General features: G+C 48.9%; 17 protein-coding genes and 1 other annotated feature. All 17 genes read left to right on the top strand.

Annotated elements, in window-relative coordinates:
* Positions 1 to 215 precede the first annotated feature (215 nt).
* The 17 genes from EIP93_RS10575 (at position 216) to pheS (ending at position 19195) form a co-directional block, all read left to right on the top strand.
* Positions 216 to 2393, top strand: coding sequence for a sensor domain-containing phosphodiesterase (locus EIP93_RS10575; RefSeq protein WP_103970912.1), 2178 nt, complete (start codon positions 216 to 218; stop codon positions 2391 to 2393).
* Between the two features lie 153 nt (positions 2394 to 2546).
* Complete coding sequence (locus EIP93_RS10580) at positions 2547 to 4292, top strand: sensor histidine kinase (RefSeq protein ID WP_103860800.1); 1746 nt, start codon at positions 2547 to 2549, stop codon at positions 4290 to 4292.
* Positions 4289 to 5038, top strand: coding sequence for a LytR/AlgR family response regulator transcription factor (locus tag EIP93_RS10585; protein ID WP_125232684.1), 750 nt, complete (start codon positions 4289 to 4291; stop codon positions 5036 to 5038). Before EIP93_RS10580 ends, EIP93_RS10585 begins: the two co-directional genes overlap by 4 nt.
* A 184-nt stretch (positions 5039 to 5222) precedes the next feature.
* A complete protein-coding gene (locus EIP93_RS10590) occupies positions 5223 to 6446 on the top strand; it encodes an L-lactate MFS transporter (protein WP_107332936.1) in 1224 nt (407 codons plus the stop codon).
* A 257-nt stretch (positions 6447 to 6703) separates the two neighbouring features.
* Positions 6704 to 8041, top strand: a complete 1338-nt coding sequence (gene ugpB / locus EIP93_RS10595) for a sn-glycerol-3-phosphate ABC transporter substrate-binding protein UgpB (protein WP_125232685.1) — start codon at positions 6704 to 6706, stop codon at positions 8039 to 8041.
* Positions 8042 to 8071: 30 nt separating this feature from the next.
* Positions 8072 to 8920, top strand: a complete 849-nt coding sequence (locus EIP93_RS10600) for a glycerophosphodiester phosphodiesterase family protein (RefSeq protein ID WP_125232686.1) — start codon at positions 8072 to 8074, stop codon at positions 8918 to 8920.
* 163 nt (positions 8921 to 9083) lie between these two features.
* On the top strand, positions 9084 to 9965 hold the full coding sequence (htpX, locus tag EIP93_RS10605) for a protease HtpX (RefSeq protein ID WP_010297866.1): 882 nt from the start codon (positions 9084 to 9086) through the stop codon (positions 9963 to 9965).
* Positions 9966 to 10319: 354 nt separating this feature from the next.
* On the top strand, positions 10320 to 11486 hold the full coding sequence (gene ogl / locus EIP93_RS10610) for an oligogalacturonate lyase (RefSeq protein WP_010275714.1): 1167 nt from the start codon (positions 10320 to 10322) through the stop codon (positions 11484 to 11486).
* 214 nt (positions 11487 to 11700) lie between these two features.
* Positions 11701 to 12492 carry a DNA-binding transcriptional regulator KdgR gene (gene kdgR, locus EIP93_RS10615; RefSeq protein WP_103860795.1) on the top strand — a complete coding sequence of 264 codons (792 nt, stop codon included), beginning with the start codon at positions 11701 to 11703 and terminating at the stop codon, positions 12490 to 12492.
* A 184-nt stretch (positions 12493 to 12676) separates the two neighbouring features.
* Positions 12677 to 12940, top strand: a complete 264-nt coding sequence (locus EIP93_RS10620) for a YebO family protein (protein WP_103940448.1) — start codon at positions 12677 to 12679, stop codon at positions 12938 to 12940.
* A 126-nt stretch (positions 12941 to 13066) separates the two neighbouring features.
* Positions 13067 to 14467 carry an amino acid permease gene (locus EIP93_RS10625; RefSeq protein ID WP_125232687.1) on the top strand — a complete coding sequence of 467 codons (1401 nt, stop codon included), beginning with the start codon at positions 13067 to 13069 and terminating at the stop codon, positions 14465 to 14467.
* A 259-nt stretch (positions 14468 to 14726) separates the two neighbouring features.
* A complete protein-coding gene (gene thrS, locus EIP93_RS10630) occupies positions 14727 to 16655 on the top strand; it encodes a threonine--tRNA ligase (RefSeq protein WP_044207761.1) in 1929 nt (642 codons plus the stop codon).
* Between the two features lie 2 nt (positions 16656 to 16657).
* Positions 16658 to 17200 (top strand): translation initiation factor IF-3, encoded by a 543-nt coding sequence (infC, locus tag EIP93_RS10635; RefSeq protein WP_095699351.1) that lies wholly within the window; start codon positions 16658 to 16660, stop codon positions 17198 to 17200.
* Between the two features lie 95 nt (positions 17201 to 17295).
* Positions 17296 to 17493: a 50S ribosomal protein L35 gene (gene rpmI / locus EIP93_RS10640; RefSeq protein ID WP_010275699.1), complete on the top strand. Its 198-nt coding sequence runs from the start codon at positions 17296 to 17298 to the stop codon at positions 17491 to 17493.
* A gap of 43 nt (positions 17494 to 17536) precedes the next feature.
* Positions 17537 to 17893 carry a 50S ribosomal protein L20 gene (gene rplT / locus EIP93_RS10645; RefSeq protein ID WP_005968887.1) on the top strand — a complete coding sequence of 119 codons (357 nt, stop codon included), beginning with the start codon at positions 17537 to 17539 and terminating at the stop codon, positions 17891 to 17893.
* 85 nt (positions 17894 to 17978) lie between these two features.
* Positions 17979 to 18103: a sequence feature (Phe leader region), on the top strand.
* Positions 17984 to 18028, top strand: a complete 45-nt coding sequence (gene pheM, locus EIP93_RS10650) for a pheST operon leader peptide PheM (protein WP_106120997.1) — start codon at positions 17984 to 17986, stop codon at positions 18026 to 18028. Its footprint overlaps the feature before it by 45 nt.
* Positions 18104 to 18211: 108 nt before the next feature.
* Complete coding sequence (gene pheS, locus EIP93_RS10655; RefSeq protein WP_014915263.1) at positions 18212 to 19195, top strand: phenylalanine--tRNA ligase subunit alpha; 984 nt, start codon at positions 18212 to 18214, stop codon at positions 19193 to 19195.
* Positions 19196 to 19198: the final 3 nt, after the last annotated feature.

A 19198-nucleotide genomic window follows, 5' to 3' on the forward strand; every position in this document is an offset into this window, starting at 1 on the left:
ACTTGTTATTATTCATGATTTGCAGGGAGGATAGAGTCTGGATCTTTTGCCATACTCATACTCAGCCACCATGCATTTTGACTCTTGGCAAGATAGGGGGCTTTGGTTTGCTAACGTTGGCTTGCTGTTCTTATCGTGCTCATTGCTGCAACATTTTGGATTTATCACTAAATTTTTGTCTAATCTGAACATTAATACTGTGGGAGGGGGAACCCATGAGTCGTGCCCCAATAAGCAAAGATGAAGACAAACGTCTTGCTGCTCTTCGTGAGTATGGAATTAAGCACGTATTATTTGACCCTGGTCTGAGTAATCTGATTAGTCTGGCCGCTAACATCTTCAGCGTGCCTATCGTTTTGGTGTCGTTGGTAGAGGCAGAGCGCCAACTGTTTGCCGCCAGCGTGGGCGTTCCTTTTTGCGAAACGCCTCGCGATATCTCTTTTTGTGCGCATACGATCCTAAAGAAAAAGATCATGGTAGTGCCTGACGCACTCAAAGATGCGCGTTTTAAAAATAACCCACTGGTTGTGGGCGTTCCCTACATTCGTTTTTATGCGGGTATTCCATTAATTACGCCGTCGGGGCATGCCATCGGCACCTTGTGCATTGTCGATTTAAAACCCAGAGCGACATTCACCAAACGCGATGAGCACAATTTGCAGGACCTGGCTTCATTAGTCATGGACAAGCTGGAAATGCGACGTCTGGAACTGGCGCGTAAAGCCAGTCAGGTACGCTTTGAAAATATTGCCAATACCTCGCCCGATACCATTTTGTGTGTTAATGAGAAGGGGATGATCACCTTCTGGAATACCGCCGCGGAACACATGCTGGAATATACTGACGAGGAAATTATTGGTCGCAGTATTAATACTATCGTGCCCGATGCCTTTGTCGTACAGCTCAACCACTTGGTCACCGATCGGGATTCGCTGATGAAAGGCGTAACGCTGGAACTCAACGTACAAGCTAAAGGCGGTAGCCTGGTTCCAGTCGAATTGTCGGTTTCTATGTGGGAAGACAACGACAATATTAGTTATGGCGCGATATTGCGTGACATCACAGAACGGCGGCGCAATGAAGAGCGGCTGTTTTTGCTGGCGCATCTGGATCCGTTAACCGGGTTGGCAAACCGGACGTTGCTGACATCCAATCTTGAAACTGCGCTAAAGAATGAACCTGCGGTTTGTATCATGATGGTCGATCTGGACGGGTTTAAAGATGTGAATGACAGTCTGGGGCATTCCAGCGGCGATAATATTCTGGTGCATGTCGCCAAAAAAATAAAAGCCACGGTTCGCTCCGGTGATGTTGTGGCGAGAATGGGTGGGGATGAGTTTGCGCTGCTGTTTCCCGGTCTGAGTGACAAAAAGGTCGCGGGAAAAATTGCCGAGCAAATTATCCATGAAATTTCGCAGGCGATGATTATTGACGATCATCAAATCAATATTAGTGCCAGTATTGGCGCGGTGCTGTACCCAGAATATGGGTTGACCGTGCAGGATCTGTTGACCAGCGCGGATTTAGCACTGTATCAGGCGAAGTCTGAAGGTCGAAACTGCTACCGCTTTTTTACGCGCGAACTGCTTGATGTCTTTCAGGCCAAGCACGCCTTCCAGTTAGAATTTGTGCGCGCTTACGAGCAGCATGAATTTGAGATGTTCTATCAGCCACAGGTCAAACTGGCGACAAATGAGATTGTTGGTGCAGAGGCGCTGCTGCGCTGGCGTCACCCAGAAAGAGGGCTGCTGACCCCTGCCGCATTTCTTACCGCACTGGAAAACGGCCCGTGGGCAGAACGAGTCGGAGATTGGATCGTCGAAACGGCATGCAGGCAGGCGGCGGAATGGTGCCAGGCGAGCGACAGCTATTTTCGTATCAGCATTAATCTTTTCAGCGCACAGTTTCGTACCGGTATGTTGGCGCAAAAGATTATGGATATTCTTGCGCGTACAGGGTTACAGCCAAGTTCGCTGGAGCTTGAAATCACGGAGAATATCATTCTGCGTTACGACGAAAGTATGTTGCAGCCGTTAAATACGTTGCGTGAAGCGGGAATCGGTATTGCCTTTGATGATTATGGCACGGGTTATGCGTCGCTCAGCATGCTTAAAAACTACCCTGTAACTCGACTGAAGATCGATCAAACTTTTGTCAGAACCATGTGCGAGTCCCCGCCGGATGCGGCTATTGTCCGGGCGATCCTGTATCTCGGGAAAAGTTTCGGTCTGGGTGTGATTGCCGAGGGGGTGGAAACATTAGAGCAGAGCGAGCGTCTGCGGGGTAAAGGGTGCGAGGAAGCGCAGGGATATCTGTTTGGGCATCCAATGCCTGCCGAGGAATTCACCCAGTTACTGAAACTGAATAAGCCAATAGACGTTTCAGCAAGATAGACAAACAGCGGTTGTACCACCTAGCCTTCCCAGAAAGCCAGCGCCCGCTGGCTTTCATACTTTGCGCTCCCCACGCGGTTCACAGACTAAAAAGTGGAATCTGGATCACATTTTTTCTATAGTGCTGGCTCGTAACCCTGTACCGGATGTCCCGTGCACGAAATATTTGAGATGCTCCTTGCGGTCTTCGACCGCGCCGCGCTGATGCTGATTTGTCTGTTTTTTCTGACAAGAACCAGTCAGTTCCGGCAATTACTGCAAAAAGAGCAACACTCGCCAGGAGAGCGGGTGACGGTGACGGCTATCTTTTCACTGTTTGCGCTGTTCGGTACGTATTCCGGCATTAATGTTGAAGGGTCGCTCGTCAACGTGCGCGTGATTGCCGTGATGTCCGGCGGTATTCTCTTTGGCCCTTGGGTAGGGATTGCAACTGGTATCATTGCGGGTGCGCACCGCTATCTCATTGATATCGATGGTATCACCTCCGTACCTTGCCTGATTACCAGCATCATCGCCGGTATCACTTCCGGTTACATCAATAAGAAAGTCAAAAAAGAACAACAGTGGAGCATAGGGATTCTGGGCGGGATGCTGTGTGAGTCGTTAACGATGCTGCTGGTTGTGGCATGGGCGACGCCGATCGAGTTAGGGCTGGATATTGTCTCAAAGATTGCGGTGCCGATGATTCTTGGCTCCGTTTGTATTGGCCTGATCGTCCTGCTGGTGCAAAGCGTGGCGAATGAAAAAGAGGTCATTGCCGCCAGACAGGCCAAACTCGCGCTGGATATCGCACACAAAACACTGCCGTATTTCCGCAATATCAACAGCGATTCACTGACGGCCATCTGTAGGATCATTCGGACTGAAATTAATGCCGATGCGGTAGCGATAACGAACACGCAGCACATTCAGGCGTATGTGGGGATTGGGGAAGAAAAGTATAATATCGGCCACGATATAATTAGCCCGATGACACAGCAGGCGATCCATGATGGGAAAATCATCATTAAAAATAATGATGAACAGCACCTGACGCCGGAAATCCATTCGATGATTGTCATCCCGCTGTGGGAACATGGGCAGGTGACTGGCACGCTGAAAATCTATTATCGTCATGCGCATAAAATTACCTATTCATTACGCGTGATGGCCGTCGGTTTATCGCAAATCATGTCAACGCAAATTGAAGTGTCCCGCACCGAGCAACTGCGTGATATGGCAAATAAAGCGGAGTTGAGAGCGCTGCAAAGTAAAATCAATCCGCACTTTCTTTTTAATGCGCTGAATGCGATCTCCTCGTCTATTCGTATTAATCCCGATACCGCGCGCCAACTGGTGATCAATCTGTCTCGCTATTTACGCTATAACCTCGAACTCAACGACGATGCGCTGATCGATATAAAAAAAGAGTTGTACCAGATTCAGGATTATATCGCGATTGAGCAGGCGCGGTTCGGTGCCAAGCTAACGGTGATTTACGATATCGACGACGATTTAGCGTACAAAATCCCCAGTTTGTTAATTCAGCCGCTGGTAGAAAACGCGATTGTGCATGGTATTCAACCTTGCAGAGGTAAAGGAACGGTGGTGCTGTCCGTGAAGGAACGGGGCGATAAACTGCTGGTGACGGTAAAAGACACCGGTAATGGCATTAGTCAGGAAACGATGGATCGCGTCGCGCGTAACGAATTGCCAGGGAATAGAATTGGTCTGCTGAATGTCCATCATCGGGTCCGCTTGCTCTATGGCGATGGCTTGCATATTCGCCGGCTGGAACCGGGGACCGAAATTTATTTCTACATTCCACGAGAAGATAAAACCCCGTCGGCGTTGCCGGATACTATTCAGGTGCCGCAGTCGGGAGATTCTGCTGCTGAACAAACAGGAGGCAACCCATGAAAGCCATTATTGTTGAAGATGAGTTCCTCGCGCAGCAAGAGCTGAGTTATCTCATCAAACAACACAGTGATATTACGATTGCGGCGACATTTGATGACGGGCTGGATGTACTGAAATATCTGCAACATAACGACGTCGATGCAATCTTTTTGGATATCAATATTCCTTCGTTAGATGGCGTCTGGCTAGCGCAAAATATCAGCAAGTTCGCGCATAAGCCTTACATCATTTTTATTACGGCGTACAAAGAACATGCGGTTGAGGCGTTTGAAGTCGAAGCCTTCGATTACATTCTCAAACCGTATCATGAATCACGCATCATCACGATGCTGCGTAAACTGGAAACAACCTGGCAGCAGCGGCAAATAGCACCTGCTGTTGAAACTGGCGCGCAGGCGAGCGCCCCAAAAAGTGCGCAGCACACTATTAACCTGATGAAAGACGAACGGATTATCGTCACGGATATTAACAATATCTACTATGCTGCCGCGCAGGAAAAGGTCACGCTGGTTTATACTCGACGTGAAGAATTCATCATGCCGATGAATATTACGGAGTTTTGCAGCCGCTTGCCGGAAGAGTACTTCTTCCGCTGCCATCGTTCTTACTGCGTCAACCTGACGAAAATCCGTGAAATTGTGCCGTGGTTTAACAATACCTATATCCTGCGATTGAACGACCTGGATTTTGAAGTCCCAGTAAGCAGAAGCAAGATAAAGGCGTTCAGGTCATTGATGCGTCTTTAACGGCATTTCATTCCACGTTTCAGGCATCTCATTCCCCATTCGATCAACCACTGTCAGCCCGCTTGTATACTGGCCTCAGCCCATAAGCTGACAGTGTTTTGATGGATTTTCTCTTCTCCACATCAGCTTATATTTTTTAGCGTGCCGAGTGAATCGGACCAATTTTTGATGTAGGGGAAAGCCCATGAATACCAAACCTGTTAACCGGGGATTGATTGTCCTCGGTACTATCATCACCCAAATGGGACTCGGCACGATTTACACCTGGAGTTTATTCAACCAGCCGCTGGTGGACAAATTCGGCTGGACGCTGAGCTCTGTGGCGACGACGTTTTCCATTACCAGTTTCTGTTTGGCATTTGCCACGCTGTTTGCCGGTAAATTTCAGGAGCGTATTGGTCTGCGCCGCTTAACGATGATCGCTGGCATCGCGCTGGGTGCGGGGCTGATGGCGAGTGCAGCAAGCCCGTCACTGACGCTGATTTATCTGCTGATGGGCGTTGTTGTCGGTTTTGCGGACGGCACGGCTTACATCACGACCCTATCCAATTTGATCAAATGGTTCCCTAACCGCAAAGGGCTGATAGCGGGCATTTCTGTTGGCGCATTCGGTACCGGAAGCCTGCTGTTCAAATACGTAAACAGTTTTTTGATTGCGGAAGTCGGTGTGTCAGAAGCCTTTTTCTACTGGGGGATTATCGTCATGGCGATGATTCTGGTCGGTAGTTCACTGCTGAAAGAACCTGCTGCGGTACCGGTTCAACAGGCTTCGGTTCAGGGGCAGACGCGTGATTTCTCACTGGCTGAAATGTTGGCGACCAAAGAATCATATTTGCTGTTTATTATTTTCTTCACCGCCTGCATGAGCGGCCTGTATTTGATTGGCATTGTGAAAGATATCGGTGTGCAAATGGCCGGAATGGATATGGCGACGGCGGCTAATGCCGTGTCTGCGATTGCGATTTTTAATACCGTTGGACGTATTGTGCTTGGTGCACTTTCCGATAATGTCGGACGTATGCGGGTGATCAGTTTTACCCTGTTCGTGACGATTTTGGCAGTCTCCGTGATGACATTCCTGCCGCTGAATCCGATTTTGTTCTTTATCTGTGTCAGCGCCATTGCCTTCTGCTTTGGTGGTAATATCACAGTATTCCCAGCGATTGTTGGCGACTTCTTCGGCCTGAAAAATCACAGCAAAAACTACGGCGTGATTTATCAGGGGTTCGGTATCGGTGCGCTGTCTGGCTCGTTTATCGCCGCACAGTTAGGGGGCTTCCAGGCCACCTTCATGGCAATCATCATTATGTCGGTCATCTCGTTGCTGATCACCCTGTGGGTTAAACCACCTAAACATCAACCTGTTGCTGTTTCAGTGCGTACGGATATGGCACACGCACAGAGCTAATCGAATACCGTGGCGGGCAGTCGAAGGACTACCCGTCACAATGTTTTTCTGACATAAGGTTTTTCTGCCACACCATCTCCCCTCGCTTACCTGCTGAAATATCGCGATACAGTTCATCACTCCCCGATCATCTACGTGTCACAGGCGAACCCTAGCGTCGTTATCAGCACGCCTTTTTCCTAAAACACGTTTTCCAAAATGAAATTTTCCTAAAAACAACGCGATTTTCCTAAAAAAATCGTACCGGAGAAAACATCATGATGATTCGGTTTGGGTTCACGTCTATCTTTTTGATGCTGTTAAGTGTGGTCTTGTTCATTCCGCTGTCTGCCAAGGCGGCGGTTGAGCTGACGTTTTGGCATGGCATGGACAGCAACCTGAACACGGAATTGATACGGCTGGTCAACCGGTTTAACGAATCTCAGACGGTGTATCACGTTGAGCCTATCTACAAGGGCAGCTATGAACAGACGCTGGCTACTGGCATTGCGGCTTACCGCACAGGTAACGCGCCGGATATTTTGCAGGTTTATGATGTCGGTACACCGAATATGATGCACAGCGGGGCGATTATCCCGGTGTTCGATTTGTTCAAGCAGGTTGGTATCGATAATGACGAAAAAGCCTTTTTGCCTGCGGTGGAGTTGTTTTACAGCGACAGCCAGACTGGGCACCTGATTTCCCAGCCGTTTAACAGTTCAACCCCCGTTCTCTACTACAACAAAGATGCGTTTATTAAGGCGGGACTCGATCCTGATAAGCCACCACGCACCTGGAATGAGCTGGCGTACGACGCGATGCGGTTGCGTGAGAGCGGGATGACATGCGGCTATACGAATGCTGGGCAGCAGGGCTGGATATTACTGGAAGCGTTTAGCGTCTGGAACGGGCTGCCGATTGCGACGAAAAACAATGGCTTCGATGGGGTCGATGCACACCTGCTGGTGAATGGCCCGTTGCAGGTTGCGCACATCACCCAACTTGCGGAGATGATGAAGAATAAATCGTTCAGCTATTTTGGTCGTAATGACGAAGGCACCACGCGCTTTTATAACGGCGATTGCGGCATATTGACCACGTCATCGGGCGGGCTACGCAAGATTCAGAACTATGCAAAATTTCACTACGGCGTAGGGATGCTGCCTTACAGCGAAGAAGCGAAAGGCGCGCCGCAGAATACGTTTATCGGAGGGGCAAGCCTCTGGGTCATGAAAGGGAAAGCGGCATCGCATTATCAAGGGATCGCTGAATTCCTGCATTTCCTGACGTTGCCAGAAAATGCCGCAGAATGGCATCAGATGACGGGCTATCTGCCCGTGACACAGCCTGCCTACGATCTGACGCGTGAGCAGGGGTTTTATGCCCGCTATCCCGGCAGCGATGTTGCGATGAAACAGCTCACTAATAAACCGCCACTGCCTTATACGCGCGGGTTCCGCTTGGGCAACATGCCACAAATTCGCACCATCATGGATGAAGAGCTGGAGAAGGTCTGGGCTGAGCAAGAAACGCCGCAGCAGGCGCTGGACAATGTGGTTTCGCGGGGAGATCTTCTGTTGCAGCATTTTGCGCAGTCGGTTTCCCGTCACTCGTGACATTTCCCGTTGATTTGGAGTTTTCGACAGATGACAAAGCAAAATAGAGGCATAACTCAGAACGTGATTGCGGCGCAAAACGCGACGGTTCTGGCAGTAGCGCATCGCGGCGTTTGGGCATCGGCACCGGAAAACTCGCTGGCGGCGCTGCGCGAGGCGATTCGTCTGGGCGTTGATATCGTGGAGATTGATGCGCAATTGACGGCAGATAGCCACGTTGTTGTGATTCATGATGATACGCTCGATCGCACGAGTGATATGAGCGGCTGCATTGGCAAGATGACGCTGGCGGAGATTCGTCAGGCTCGTCTACGCGGGAGCGATGGCGGTTCGGCATGGCCATTGAGTAACGAAAAAGTCCCGTTGTTGTATGACGTTCTCGAAGAGGCGAGGGGGCGTATTGTCATCAATGTGGATGTCAAACATGAGCACGAATTTGGTGTGATCGCCCGTGATATTCGCGATAAAGGCCTGAGTGAAGGTGTGATCATGAAAAGCCCGGTTGATCTTGCCTCTGCTCGTTTTCCCCTTGCATCACCGTCGCTGGATACCCAAGTACCCTATATGCCGATGATCCACCTCAAATGGGGGACAACCGTCGATATTTTACGACAGATTGATGATATCGGCGTCGGCATTGTGGAAGCCAGCTTTGATCATATTGAGGTGTTGACCGAGGTGTATGCCGAGTTTCAACGGCTTGGGGTTCGGATTTGGGTGAACACGCTGGATTGCTCGCATTCGCTCGACTACAGCGACACGCGAGCCTTAGCCGAACCTGACGCCGTATGGGGGGCATTAATTCGCGCTGGGGTAGGGGCGATTCAGGTGGATCACGCTGCCGAATTTATCGAGTTTCGCTCAACGTTGTCACGCTGACATATCAGGATTGACAGCAGGCAGGATGCCGCTTTCCTTTTGAAACGTGTAAAGTTATGTGGATTTAGTAACTGAAAAGTTAAGAATGCTTGAAAATGCCACGGCAACCCATACGATGTATGTGTGCAAACTTTATCTTTCTGCAAGAGGAAATCAGACCTTTATGATGCGTATTGCGCTTTTCCTGATCACCAACCTGGCGGTGATGTTGGTTTTCGGGCTGGTACTCAGCCTGACGGGAATTCAGTCCAGCAGTGTCCAGGGCTTAATGATTATGGCTGGGCTGTTTGGCTTTGGCGGTGCGTTTGTTTCATTGCTGATGTCTAAATGGATGGCGTTACGGTCCGTTGGCGGTGAAGTCATTGAACAACCACGTAACGAAACTGAACGCTGGCTGATGGAAACGGTTCGTTCACAGTCACAGCAGGCTGGGATCGCGATGCCACAGGTGGCAATCTACCATGCACCGGACATCAATGCGTTCGCGACGGGAGCCCGTCGTGATGCGTCGCTGGTGGCGGTGAGTACCGGTTTACTGCAAAACATGAGCCGTGACGAGGCTGAAGCGGTTATCGCGCATGAAATTAGCCATATCGCGAATGGCGACATGGTGACGATGACGTTGGTTCAGGGGATCGTAAACACTTTCGTTATCTTTATCTCTCGTCTTATCGCGCAGGTTGTTTCCGGTTTCCTATCCGGCAACCGTGACGAAGGTGAAAGCAGCAATGGCAACCCGCTGGTTTATTTTGCTGTCGCCACCGTGCTGGAACTGGTGTTTGGTATTCTTGCCAGCATCATCACCATGTGGTTCTCACGCTACCGTGAATTCCATGCGGATGCTGGTTCAGCCAAGCTGGTGGGGCGTGAGAAAATGATCGCTGCGCTGCAACGCTTGAAGACCAGCTATGAGCCGCAGGAAGAGAGCAGCATGATGGCTTTCTGCATTAACGGAAAATCGAAATCCTTCAGCGAACTGTTCATGTCACACCCGCCGTTGGATAAGCGTATTGAAGCGCTGCGCTCCGGCGAATACCTGAAGTAATTCAGGGTACTGTCTTCCGACACTCTCATCCCAAAGGCCCATTCGGGCCTTTGTTATTTCTGCGTTTATGGGTTCATCGATTCTGCATTTTCTCCGCCCGAATGTTTTCATTCGATCTGAAACAGGTGGTGAAAATATGAAGAATGTTTTATAAAATAAAACCACGATCACGGAAAAATGAAACATTGTTTCTATAATGCCGATATAACAGGCGTCTCGCGTGAGATTGGTGGCCTGATTTTTGAACAACCGGTATCGGGATGACTGATTCATCGGGCGAACGGAATGTCAGGTTATCGAAGAGTATGCGCGTGTGGCGTCAGATTCTTCATGATAAGTTCTAAGGATTTACGGATGGCCAAAGGTAACAAGATCCCCCTAACGTTTCATACCTACCAGGATTCAGCAACCGGCACCGAAGTTGTGCGCTTAACCCCGCCCGATGTTATCTGCCACCGCAACTATTTCTATCAGAAGTGTTTCTTCAATGACGGCAGCAAGCTGCTGTTTGGCGCTGCGTTTGATGGCCCGTGGAATTACTACCTGCTGGATTTAAAAGAGCAGAGCGCCACGCAGCTGACGGAAGGCAAAGGCGACAACACCTTCGGTGGTTTCCTGTCTCCGAATGACGATGCGCTGTATTACGTTAAAAATACCCGTAATCTGATGCGTGTCGATCTGGCTACGCTGGAAGAGAAAACGATTTATCAGGTACCTGACGATTGGGTCGGCTACGGTACTTGGGTTGCCAACTCCGATTGCACCAAAATGGTCGGTATTGAGATCAAAAAAGAAGACTGGAAACCACTGACCGATTGGAAAAAATTCCAGGAATTCTATTTCACCAACCCTTGCTGTCGTCTGATTCGCGTCGATTTGATAACGGGCGAAGCGGAGACTATCCTTCAGGAAAACCAGTGGCTGGGTCACCCAATCTACCGTCCGGGTGATGACAACACGGTTGCGTTCTGCCACGAAGGTCCGCATGACCTGGTTGATGCGCGTATGTGGTTCATCAATGAAGATGGCACCAACATGCGTAAAGTGAAAGAGCATGCAGAAGGCGAAAGCTGTACCCACGAATTCTGGGTTCCAGATGGTTCAGCGATGATTTACGTCTCTTACCTTAAAGACGATACCAATCGCTACATCCGCAGCATCGATCCCGTTACGTTGGAAGATCGCCAACTGCGCGTCATGCCGCCGTGTTCTCACCTGATGAGTAACTATGATGGCACGCTGTTGGTCGGCGACGGTTCCGATGCGCCAGTCGACGTGCAGGACGATGGTGGCTACAAGATCGAGAACGACCCGTTCCTGTATGTTTTCAATCTGAAAACCGGCAAGGAACATCGTATCGCGCAACACAATACATCATGGGACGTGTTGGAAGGGGACCGTCAGGTTACTCACCCACATCCTTCCTTTACGCCGGATAATAAACAAGTCCTGTTTACTTCTGACGTAGATGGAAAGCCTGCGCTGTATCTAGCGAAGGTTCCTGATTCAGTCTGGCACTAATAATACTAATAAATCCGCGTCACATTTTATGGCGCGGATTATTTTAAAATATTTTCTTACATATTATTTTATTAAGTCTCTGACGCGGTTATTTCTCAAACTTAACTTGATTATCGTTATTGCTCCATTGCCATAATCAAAGCGTTCCCTTTATACTAAAACCATTGTTCTATTTTTTTTAAAACAAAAAAACCTGAGTAGGGTAACCACAAAAATGGCTAGTGCAGATTTAGATAAACAACCCGATTCCGTGTCGTCCGTTTTAAAGGTTTTTGGTATTTTACAGGCATTAGGTGAAGAGAGAGAAATTGGTATTACCGAGCTTTCTCAGCGCGTCATGATGTCTAAGAGTACCGTTTACCGCTTCTTGCAGACGATGAAATCCCTGGGCTATGTTGCGCAGGAAGGTGAATCAGAGAAATATTCGCTGACGCTCAAGTTGTTTGAACTTGGGGCAAAGGCATTGCAGAACGTAGATTTAATCCGCAGTGCGGATATACAGATGCGTGAGTTGTCTGCACTAACGCGGGAAACAATCCACCTTGGCGCGTTGGATGAAGACGGCATCGTTTATATCCACAAAATTGACTCGATGTATAACCTGCGTATGTATTCGCGCATTGGTCGCCGTAATCCGCTGCACAGTACCGCAATTGGGAAAGTGCTGTTGGCATGGCGCGATCGCGGCGAAGTGGAAGAGGTTCTGTCGACTGTCGAATTCACGCGCAGTACGCCGCACACGCTGTGTTCTGCTGAAGCTCTTCTCAACCAATTGGATGTCGTGCGTGAGCAAGGCTACGGGGAAGACAACGAAGAGCAGGAAGAAGGGCTGCGTTGTATTGCTGTGCCAGTATTTGATCGTTTTGGCGTGGTGATTGCTGGTCTCAGTATTTCTTTCCCAACGATTCGTTTTTCAGAAGATAATAAACACGAATATGTGGCTATGCTGCACACTGCGGCCAGAAATATCTCTGAGCAAATGGGTTACCACGATTATCCTTTCTGATATTCCCTATCAATGCCTGAGCCTGTCCTTGTCGACAGGCTTTTTTTATTTTTGCACCAATACGATAGCGATGCGCATCAACACGATGTGGATAACGGATAGGGTTGGGTATCGAACTTGGCTATGCCACGGTGTTAAGATAGCCCACAGGTACCTGTCATAAGTGGTTATAAGTGGAGTCGTTGTGAACATATTAGAAGTGGTTTTTGTCTTACTAATTGTGCTGCTGACCGCGCTGGTCTGGTTTTTTGTTAATCGGGCAAGTGTCAGAGCGAATGAGCAAGTGAAATTGCTGCAGGAAATCGTAGAGCAGCAACGCCAGCAGTTAGCGCTATTGAAAAAACTGTTGCCTCAGAATGCAGAGATAAGTGAGCCTGAAGCGCTTGCCGCTGAGCGCGATCGTGATGATGTGGAGTTAACGTTTAAAAGTGTCATCCCGGAACGTTAATGGTTCAATCACTGTGTAACGCGTAAACATCTATTCCTTTGCCAGCTCACACCATCCTTCATGCTGATGGTGTGAGCTGGCATTGTTATAAAATGAAGAAGGCTTTACAGGAAGCACAAAAACAACATGGCAAATGATCAAAACAACATAGCAAACGATAAACAGGAATTGGTTTTAAAACGAGGGTTAAAGAACCGACATATTCAACTGATTGCGCTGGGTGGCGCGATTGGTACCGGATTGTTTTTAGGGATATCACAGACTATCCAAATGGCTGGGCCGTCCGTTTTATTGGGCTATGCGGTTGCTGGAATGATTGCGTTTCTGATTATGCGACAGCTGGGCGAGATGGTGGTGGAAGAACCGGTAGCGGGTTCGTTTAGCCATTTTGCCTATAAGTACTGGGGCGATTTTGCGGGCTTTCTGGCTGGCTGGAACTACTGGGCGATGTTTATTCTGGTAGGGATGGCTGAACTGACGGCCGTGGGGATTTATATCCAATACTGGTGGCCTGAAACGCCAACCTGGCTGTCCGCAGCGATATTCTTCGTGCTGATCAACCTTATCAATCTGGTTAATGTGCGGATGTTTGGGGAAACGGAATTCTGGTTTGCCCTTATCAAAGTGCTTGCCATCGTTGGGATGATTGTCTTCGGCAGTTGGTTGCTGCTGAGTGGCAATGGCGGCGAAACGGCAACGGTGCGTAACTTATGGATCCACGGTGGATTCATGCCGAATGGCGCAAGCGGATTGATCATGGCGATGGCCGTGATCATGTTTTCATTCGGCGGTCTGGAATTGGTGGGAATTACCGCTGCCGAAGCAGCCGATCCGAAGCGCTCTATTCCTCAGGCGACCAATCAGGTGGTCTATCGCATCCTGATTTTCTATATCGGCGCGCTGTCTATTTTGTTATCGCTTTATCCGTGGGGAAATGTCGTCGATGGCGGGAGTCCGTTTGTCCTGATTTTCCAGGCGCTGAATAGCAATATAGTGGCAAACGTACTTAACATCGTGGTACTCACGGCAGCGTTATCGGTTTACAACAGCGGTGTGTACTGCAATAGCCGGATGCTGTACGGTTTGGCAAAACAGAGAAATGCGCCAAAATCTCTTGCGAAGGTCAACGCACGTGGTGTTCCCGTTCGTTCTATTGCGCTGTCAGCATTAGCGACATCGTTCGGCGTAGCGATCAACTACCTGATGCCAGGCAAAGCCTTTGAGTTGTTGATGGCGCTGGTGGTTTCAACGCTGGTGATTAACTGGATCATGATTTGCTTTGCTCACCTGCGTTTTCGTCAGGCGATGATAGAGAAGGGCATTGTTCCTGCGTTTAAAGCCTTTTGGTATCCGTGGGGTAACTACCTGTGTCTGGCGTTTCTGGCGGGGATTCTTGTGATTATGCTGCTGTCTCCGGGGATTCGAATTTCGGTCATCTTAATTCCGTTCTGGATTGCCATTATTTGGCTTGGCTTCCGATTGTCCCGCAAAAATAATGCATCGCTGAAGTCTGTGCAGACACAGTAAACTCCTCCGTAGCCTGTTCATCACGATGCAAAGATGAACAGGCTACCCATCCGGCTTTAACACGTAAGTTATAAGGTGTATTATTGCCCCCGACGTTATCCATGTCACGCTAATGCGCACCTTTAGTGTTCGCATCATGTGTATATATTTCACAGAGTAAAGAGAAATAGCAGGGTTAACACTTTTGATTTTCAATTGATATGCGATTTTTTGCATGTGAGCTTTCGTGTGGCTCACCACTGTAAATAAGGGAATTATAATGCCAGTTATCACTCTTCCTGATGGAAGTCAGCGTCATTACGACCACGCCGTTTCTCCCCTCGATGTTGCACTTGATATTGGTCCCGGTCTGGCAAAAGCCTGTATCGCAGGACGTGTCAATGGCGAACTGGTTGATGCCAGTGATAAGATCGATACCGATGCGCAGTTAGCCATCATCACCGCTAAAGATGAAGCCGGTCTGGAAATTATTCGCCACTCCTGTGCGCACCTACTGGGCCATGCGATTAAGCAACTGTGGCCAGATACCAAAATGGCGATTGGTCCAGTTATCGATAACGGTTTTTACTATGACGTTGATATCGACCGTACCCTGACTCAGGAAGATATTGAGCTGCTCGAAAAGCGTATGCATGAGCTTGCCGACACTGACTATGACGTCATTAAGAAAAAAGTCAGTTGGCAAGAAGCGCGCGATGCGTTCGCTGCACGCGGCGAGACCTACAAAATTGCGATTCTTGATGAAAACATCAGTCGTGACGATCGTCCGGGTCTGTATCACCATGAAGAATACATCGATATGTGCCGTGGTCCGCACGTACCGAATATGCGTTTCTGCCACCATTTCAAATTGCAGAAAACGTCCGGCGCTTACTGGCGTGGCGACAGCAAAAACAAAATGCTGCAACGCATTTACGGCACCGCATGGGCAGATAAAAAGCAACTGGCTTCTTACCTGCAACGTCTTGAAGAAGCGTCTAAGCGCGACCACCGCAAGATCGGCAAACAGCTTGACCTGTACCATATGCAGGAAGAAGCGCCAGGTATGGTTTTCTGGCACAACGACGGCTGGACGATCTTCCGCGAGTTGGAAGCGTTTGTACGTATGAAGCTGAAATCGTACCAGTATCAGGAAGTAAAAGGTCCATTCATGATGGATCGCGTGATGTGGGAAAAAACCGGTCACTGGGAAAACTACAAAGAAGCGATGTTCACGACGTCATCAGAAAACCGTGAATACTGCATCAAGCCGATGAACTGCCCAGGCCACGTACAGATTTTCAATCAGGGATTGAAATCATACCGCGATCTGCCGCTGCGTATGGCCGAGTTCGGTAGCTGTCACCGTAATGAGCCGTCAGGCTCTCTGCATGGCTTAATGCGCGTGCGTGGCTTCACTCAGGACGATGCGCACATTTTTTGTACGGAAGAGCAGGTTCGTGATGAAGTGAACAGTTGTATCAAGATGGTGTATGACATGTACAGCACCTTCGGTTTTGAAAAAATCGTGGTGAAACTGTCTACGCGTCCTGAAAAACGTATTGGTAGCGATGAGATGTGGGATCGCGCTGAGGCCGATTTGGCTGCCGCGTTGACTGAAAACAACATCGAATTCGCCTATCAGCCGGGTGAAGGGGCGTTCTACGGCCCAAAAATTGAATTTACCTTGCATGACTGTTTGGATCGTGCGTGGCAGTGTGGTACGGTGCAACTCGACTTTTCATTACCGGGTCGTCTGAACGCGTCTTACGTTGGCGAAAGCAACGAGCGTCAGGTTCCGGTTATGATCCACCGGGCTATTTTGGGATCAATGGAGCGTTTTATCGGTATTCTGACCGAAGAATTCGCCGGTTTCTTCCCGACCTGGTTAGCCCCGGTTCAAGCGGTGATTATAAATATCACCGATAGCCAGTCTGATTATGTCAACGAATTGACCCGAAAACTGCAAGAAGCGGGCATTCGTGTAAAAGCAGACTTGAGAAATGAGAAGATTGGCTTTAAAATCCGCGAACACACTTTACGACGTGTTCCCTATATGCTGGTTTGTGGCGACAAAGAGGTCGAGGCAGGAAAAGTTGCTGTCCGTACTCGCCGCGGTAAAGACCTGGGGAGCCTGGACGTCAGTGAAGTCATCAGTAAGCTGCAACAAGAGATTCGCAGCCGTAGTCTTCATCAATTGGAGGTATAAGTATTAAAGGCGGAAAACGAGTTCAACCGGCGCGTCCTAATCGCATCAACAGAGAGATTCGCGCACACGAGGTACGCCTATCAGGCGTCGAAGGCGAACAGCTGGGCATCGTAAGTCTAAATGAAGCATTAGAAAAAGCCGAAGAAGCAGGTGTTGATTTAGTTGAAATCAGTCCGAACGCCGAGCCGCCGGTTTGCCGAATTATGGATTACGGCAAGTTCCTTTATGAGAAGAGTAAGTCCACAAAGGAACAGAAGAAAAAACAAAAAGTTATTCAGGTCAAGGAAATCAAATTCCGACCTGGTACCGATGATGGCGACTATCAGGTCAAACTACGCAACCTGATTCGCTTTCTTGAAGACGGTGACAAAGCTAAAATCACACTGCGTTTCCGCGGTCGTGAAATGGCGCACCAACAGATTGGTATGGAAGTGCTTAACCGCGTTCGTGACGATCTGAGTGAACTGGCAGTTGTCGAATCCTTCCCATCGAAGATCGAAGGCCGCCAGATGATCATGGTGCTAGCACCGAAGAAGAAACAGTAAGGCATTCAAGTAGCAAGACCGTACAACCTCTGTGTTGTACGGCTTTGTTCGCCTTATCTGATTCGTTTTATTAACAATGCGAAGTGGAAATAACAATGCCAAAGATCAAAACAGTACGTGGCGCCGCTAAACGCTTTAAAAAAACCGCAAGCGGTGGTTTTAAGCGTAAGCATGCTAACCTGCGTCATATTCTGACCAAAAAGTCAACTAAGCGTAAACGTCACCTGCGTCCAAAAGGTCTGGTCTCCAAAGGGGATCTGGGTCTTGTTATCGCATGTCTGCCGTACGCATAAGTAACCTTTTTTTAATTCAGAATAAGACTTTAGGAGAGAGCATATGGCTCGCGTAAAACGTGGTGTAGTTGCCCGTGCACGTCACAAGAAAATATTGAAACAAGCGAAAGGTTACTACGGTGCCCGTTCGCGTGTTTATCGTGTTGCCTTCCAGGCAGTAATCAAAGCTGGTCAATACGCTTACCGCGACCGTCGTCAACGTAAACGTCAATTCCGCCAGCTGTGGATTGCACGTATCAATGCGGCAGCTCGTCAAAACGGTTTGTCTTACAGCAAATTCATCAACGGCCTGAAAAAAGCCTCTGTTGAAATTGACCGTAAGATTCTGGCTGATATCGCAGTATTCGATAAGTTAGCGTTCAGCGCGCTGGTCGAAAAAGCGAAAGCAGCACTGGCGTAAGTCAGTTGAGAGAGGGAGCTTTGGCTCCCTCTTTTCGTCGAGTTTTACACTTTTAGTTTTTATTATTTATAAGACAAAGGTAACGCAAGTATGAACGCTGCTATTTTCCGTTTCTTTTTTTACTTTAGCGCCTGAATTCAGGGGGCTTTGCGCGTAAGAAAAGAAACGAAAAGTAGCGCTTAAGCCTCCCCATAGGGAGGCTTTTTTGTTTACAATAATCGGTTTTTACTCTTGTTTTTAGTAACATTTATCGTTTTGAGTAAAACGACATTCTTCAATCATGACCGTTGGCCACATAGGCAGAAAAAGAGGAACACAATGCCACATCTCGCAGAGCTGGTTGCCAAAGCCAGAACAGCTATAGAAGAGGCTCAGGATGTTGCCGCACTGGAAAATGTGCGCGTCGAATATCTGGGCAAAAAAGGTCACTTAACCCTTCAGATGACCTCGCTGCGCGAGTTGCCGGCTGAAGAACGCCCTGCGGCTGGTGCTGTCATTAACCAGGCTAAGCAAGACGTTCAGGACGCGCTGAATGCCCGTAAGCACATGCTGGAATCCGCTGAGCTAAATGCGCGTCTGGCGCAAGAAACCATTGATGTCTCCCTGCCGGGCCGCACCATTGAAAATGGTGGCCTGCATCCGGTGACGCGTACCATCGATCGTATCGAAACCTTTTTCGGCGAGCTGGGTTTTTCGGTTGTTACCGGGCCAGAGATCGAAGATGACTATCACAACTTTGATGCGCTGAATATTCCAGGGCATCACCCTGCGCGTGCTGACCACGACACGTTTTGGTTTGATGCTACACGCCTGCTGCGTACACAGACTTCTGGCGTTCAGATTCGTACCATGGAAAAGCAGCAACCGCCTATCCGTATCATCGCGCCTGGTCGCGTTTATCGTAACGATTACGATCAGACCCACACGCCGATGTTCCATCAGATGGAAGGGTTGATCGTCGATAAAGATATCAGCTTCACCAACCTGAAAGGTACGCTGCATGATTTCCTGCGTAATTTCTTTGAGGAAGATTTGCAGGTTCGTTTCCGCCCGTCTTATTTCCCGTTTACCGAACCGTCTGCTGAAGTGGATGTGATGGGTAAAAACGGTAAATGGCTGGAAGTTCTGGGCTGCGGCATGGTGCACCCGAATGTCCTGCGTAATGTCGGTATCGACCCAGAAGTGTATTCCGGCTTCGCGTTCGGTATGGGTATGGAGCGTCTGACGATGTTGCGTTACGGCGTGACCGATCTGCGTGCATTCTTCGAAAACGATCTGCGTTTCCTCAAACAGTTTAAGTAAGGC

The sequence above is a fragment of the Pectobacterium versatile genome (assembly GCF_003932035.1).
Classification (GTDB): domain Bacteria; phylum Pseudomonadota; class Gammaproteobacteria; order Enterobacterales; family Enterobacteriaceae; genus Pectobacterium; species Pectobacterium versatile.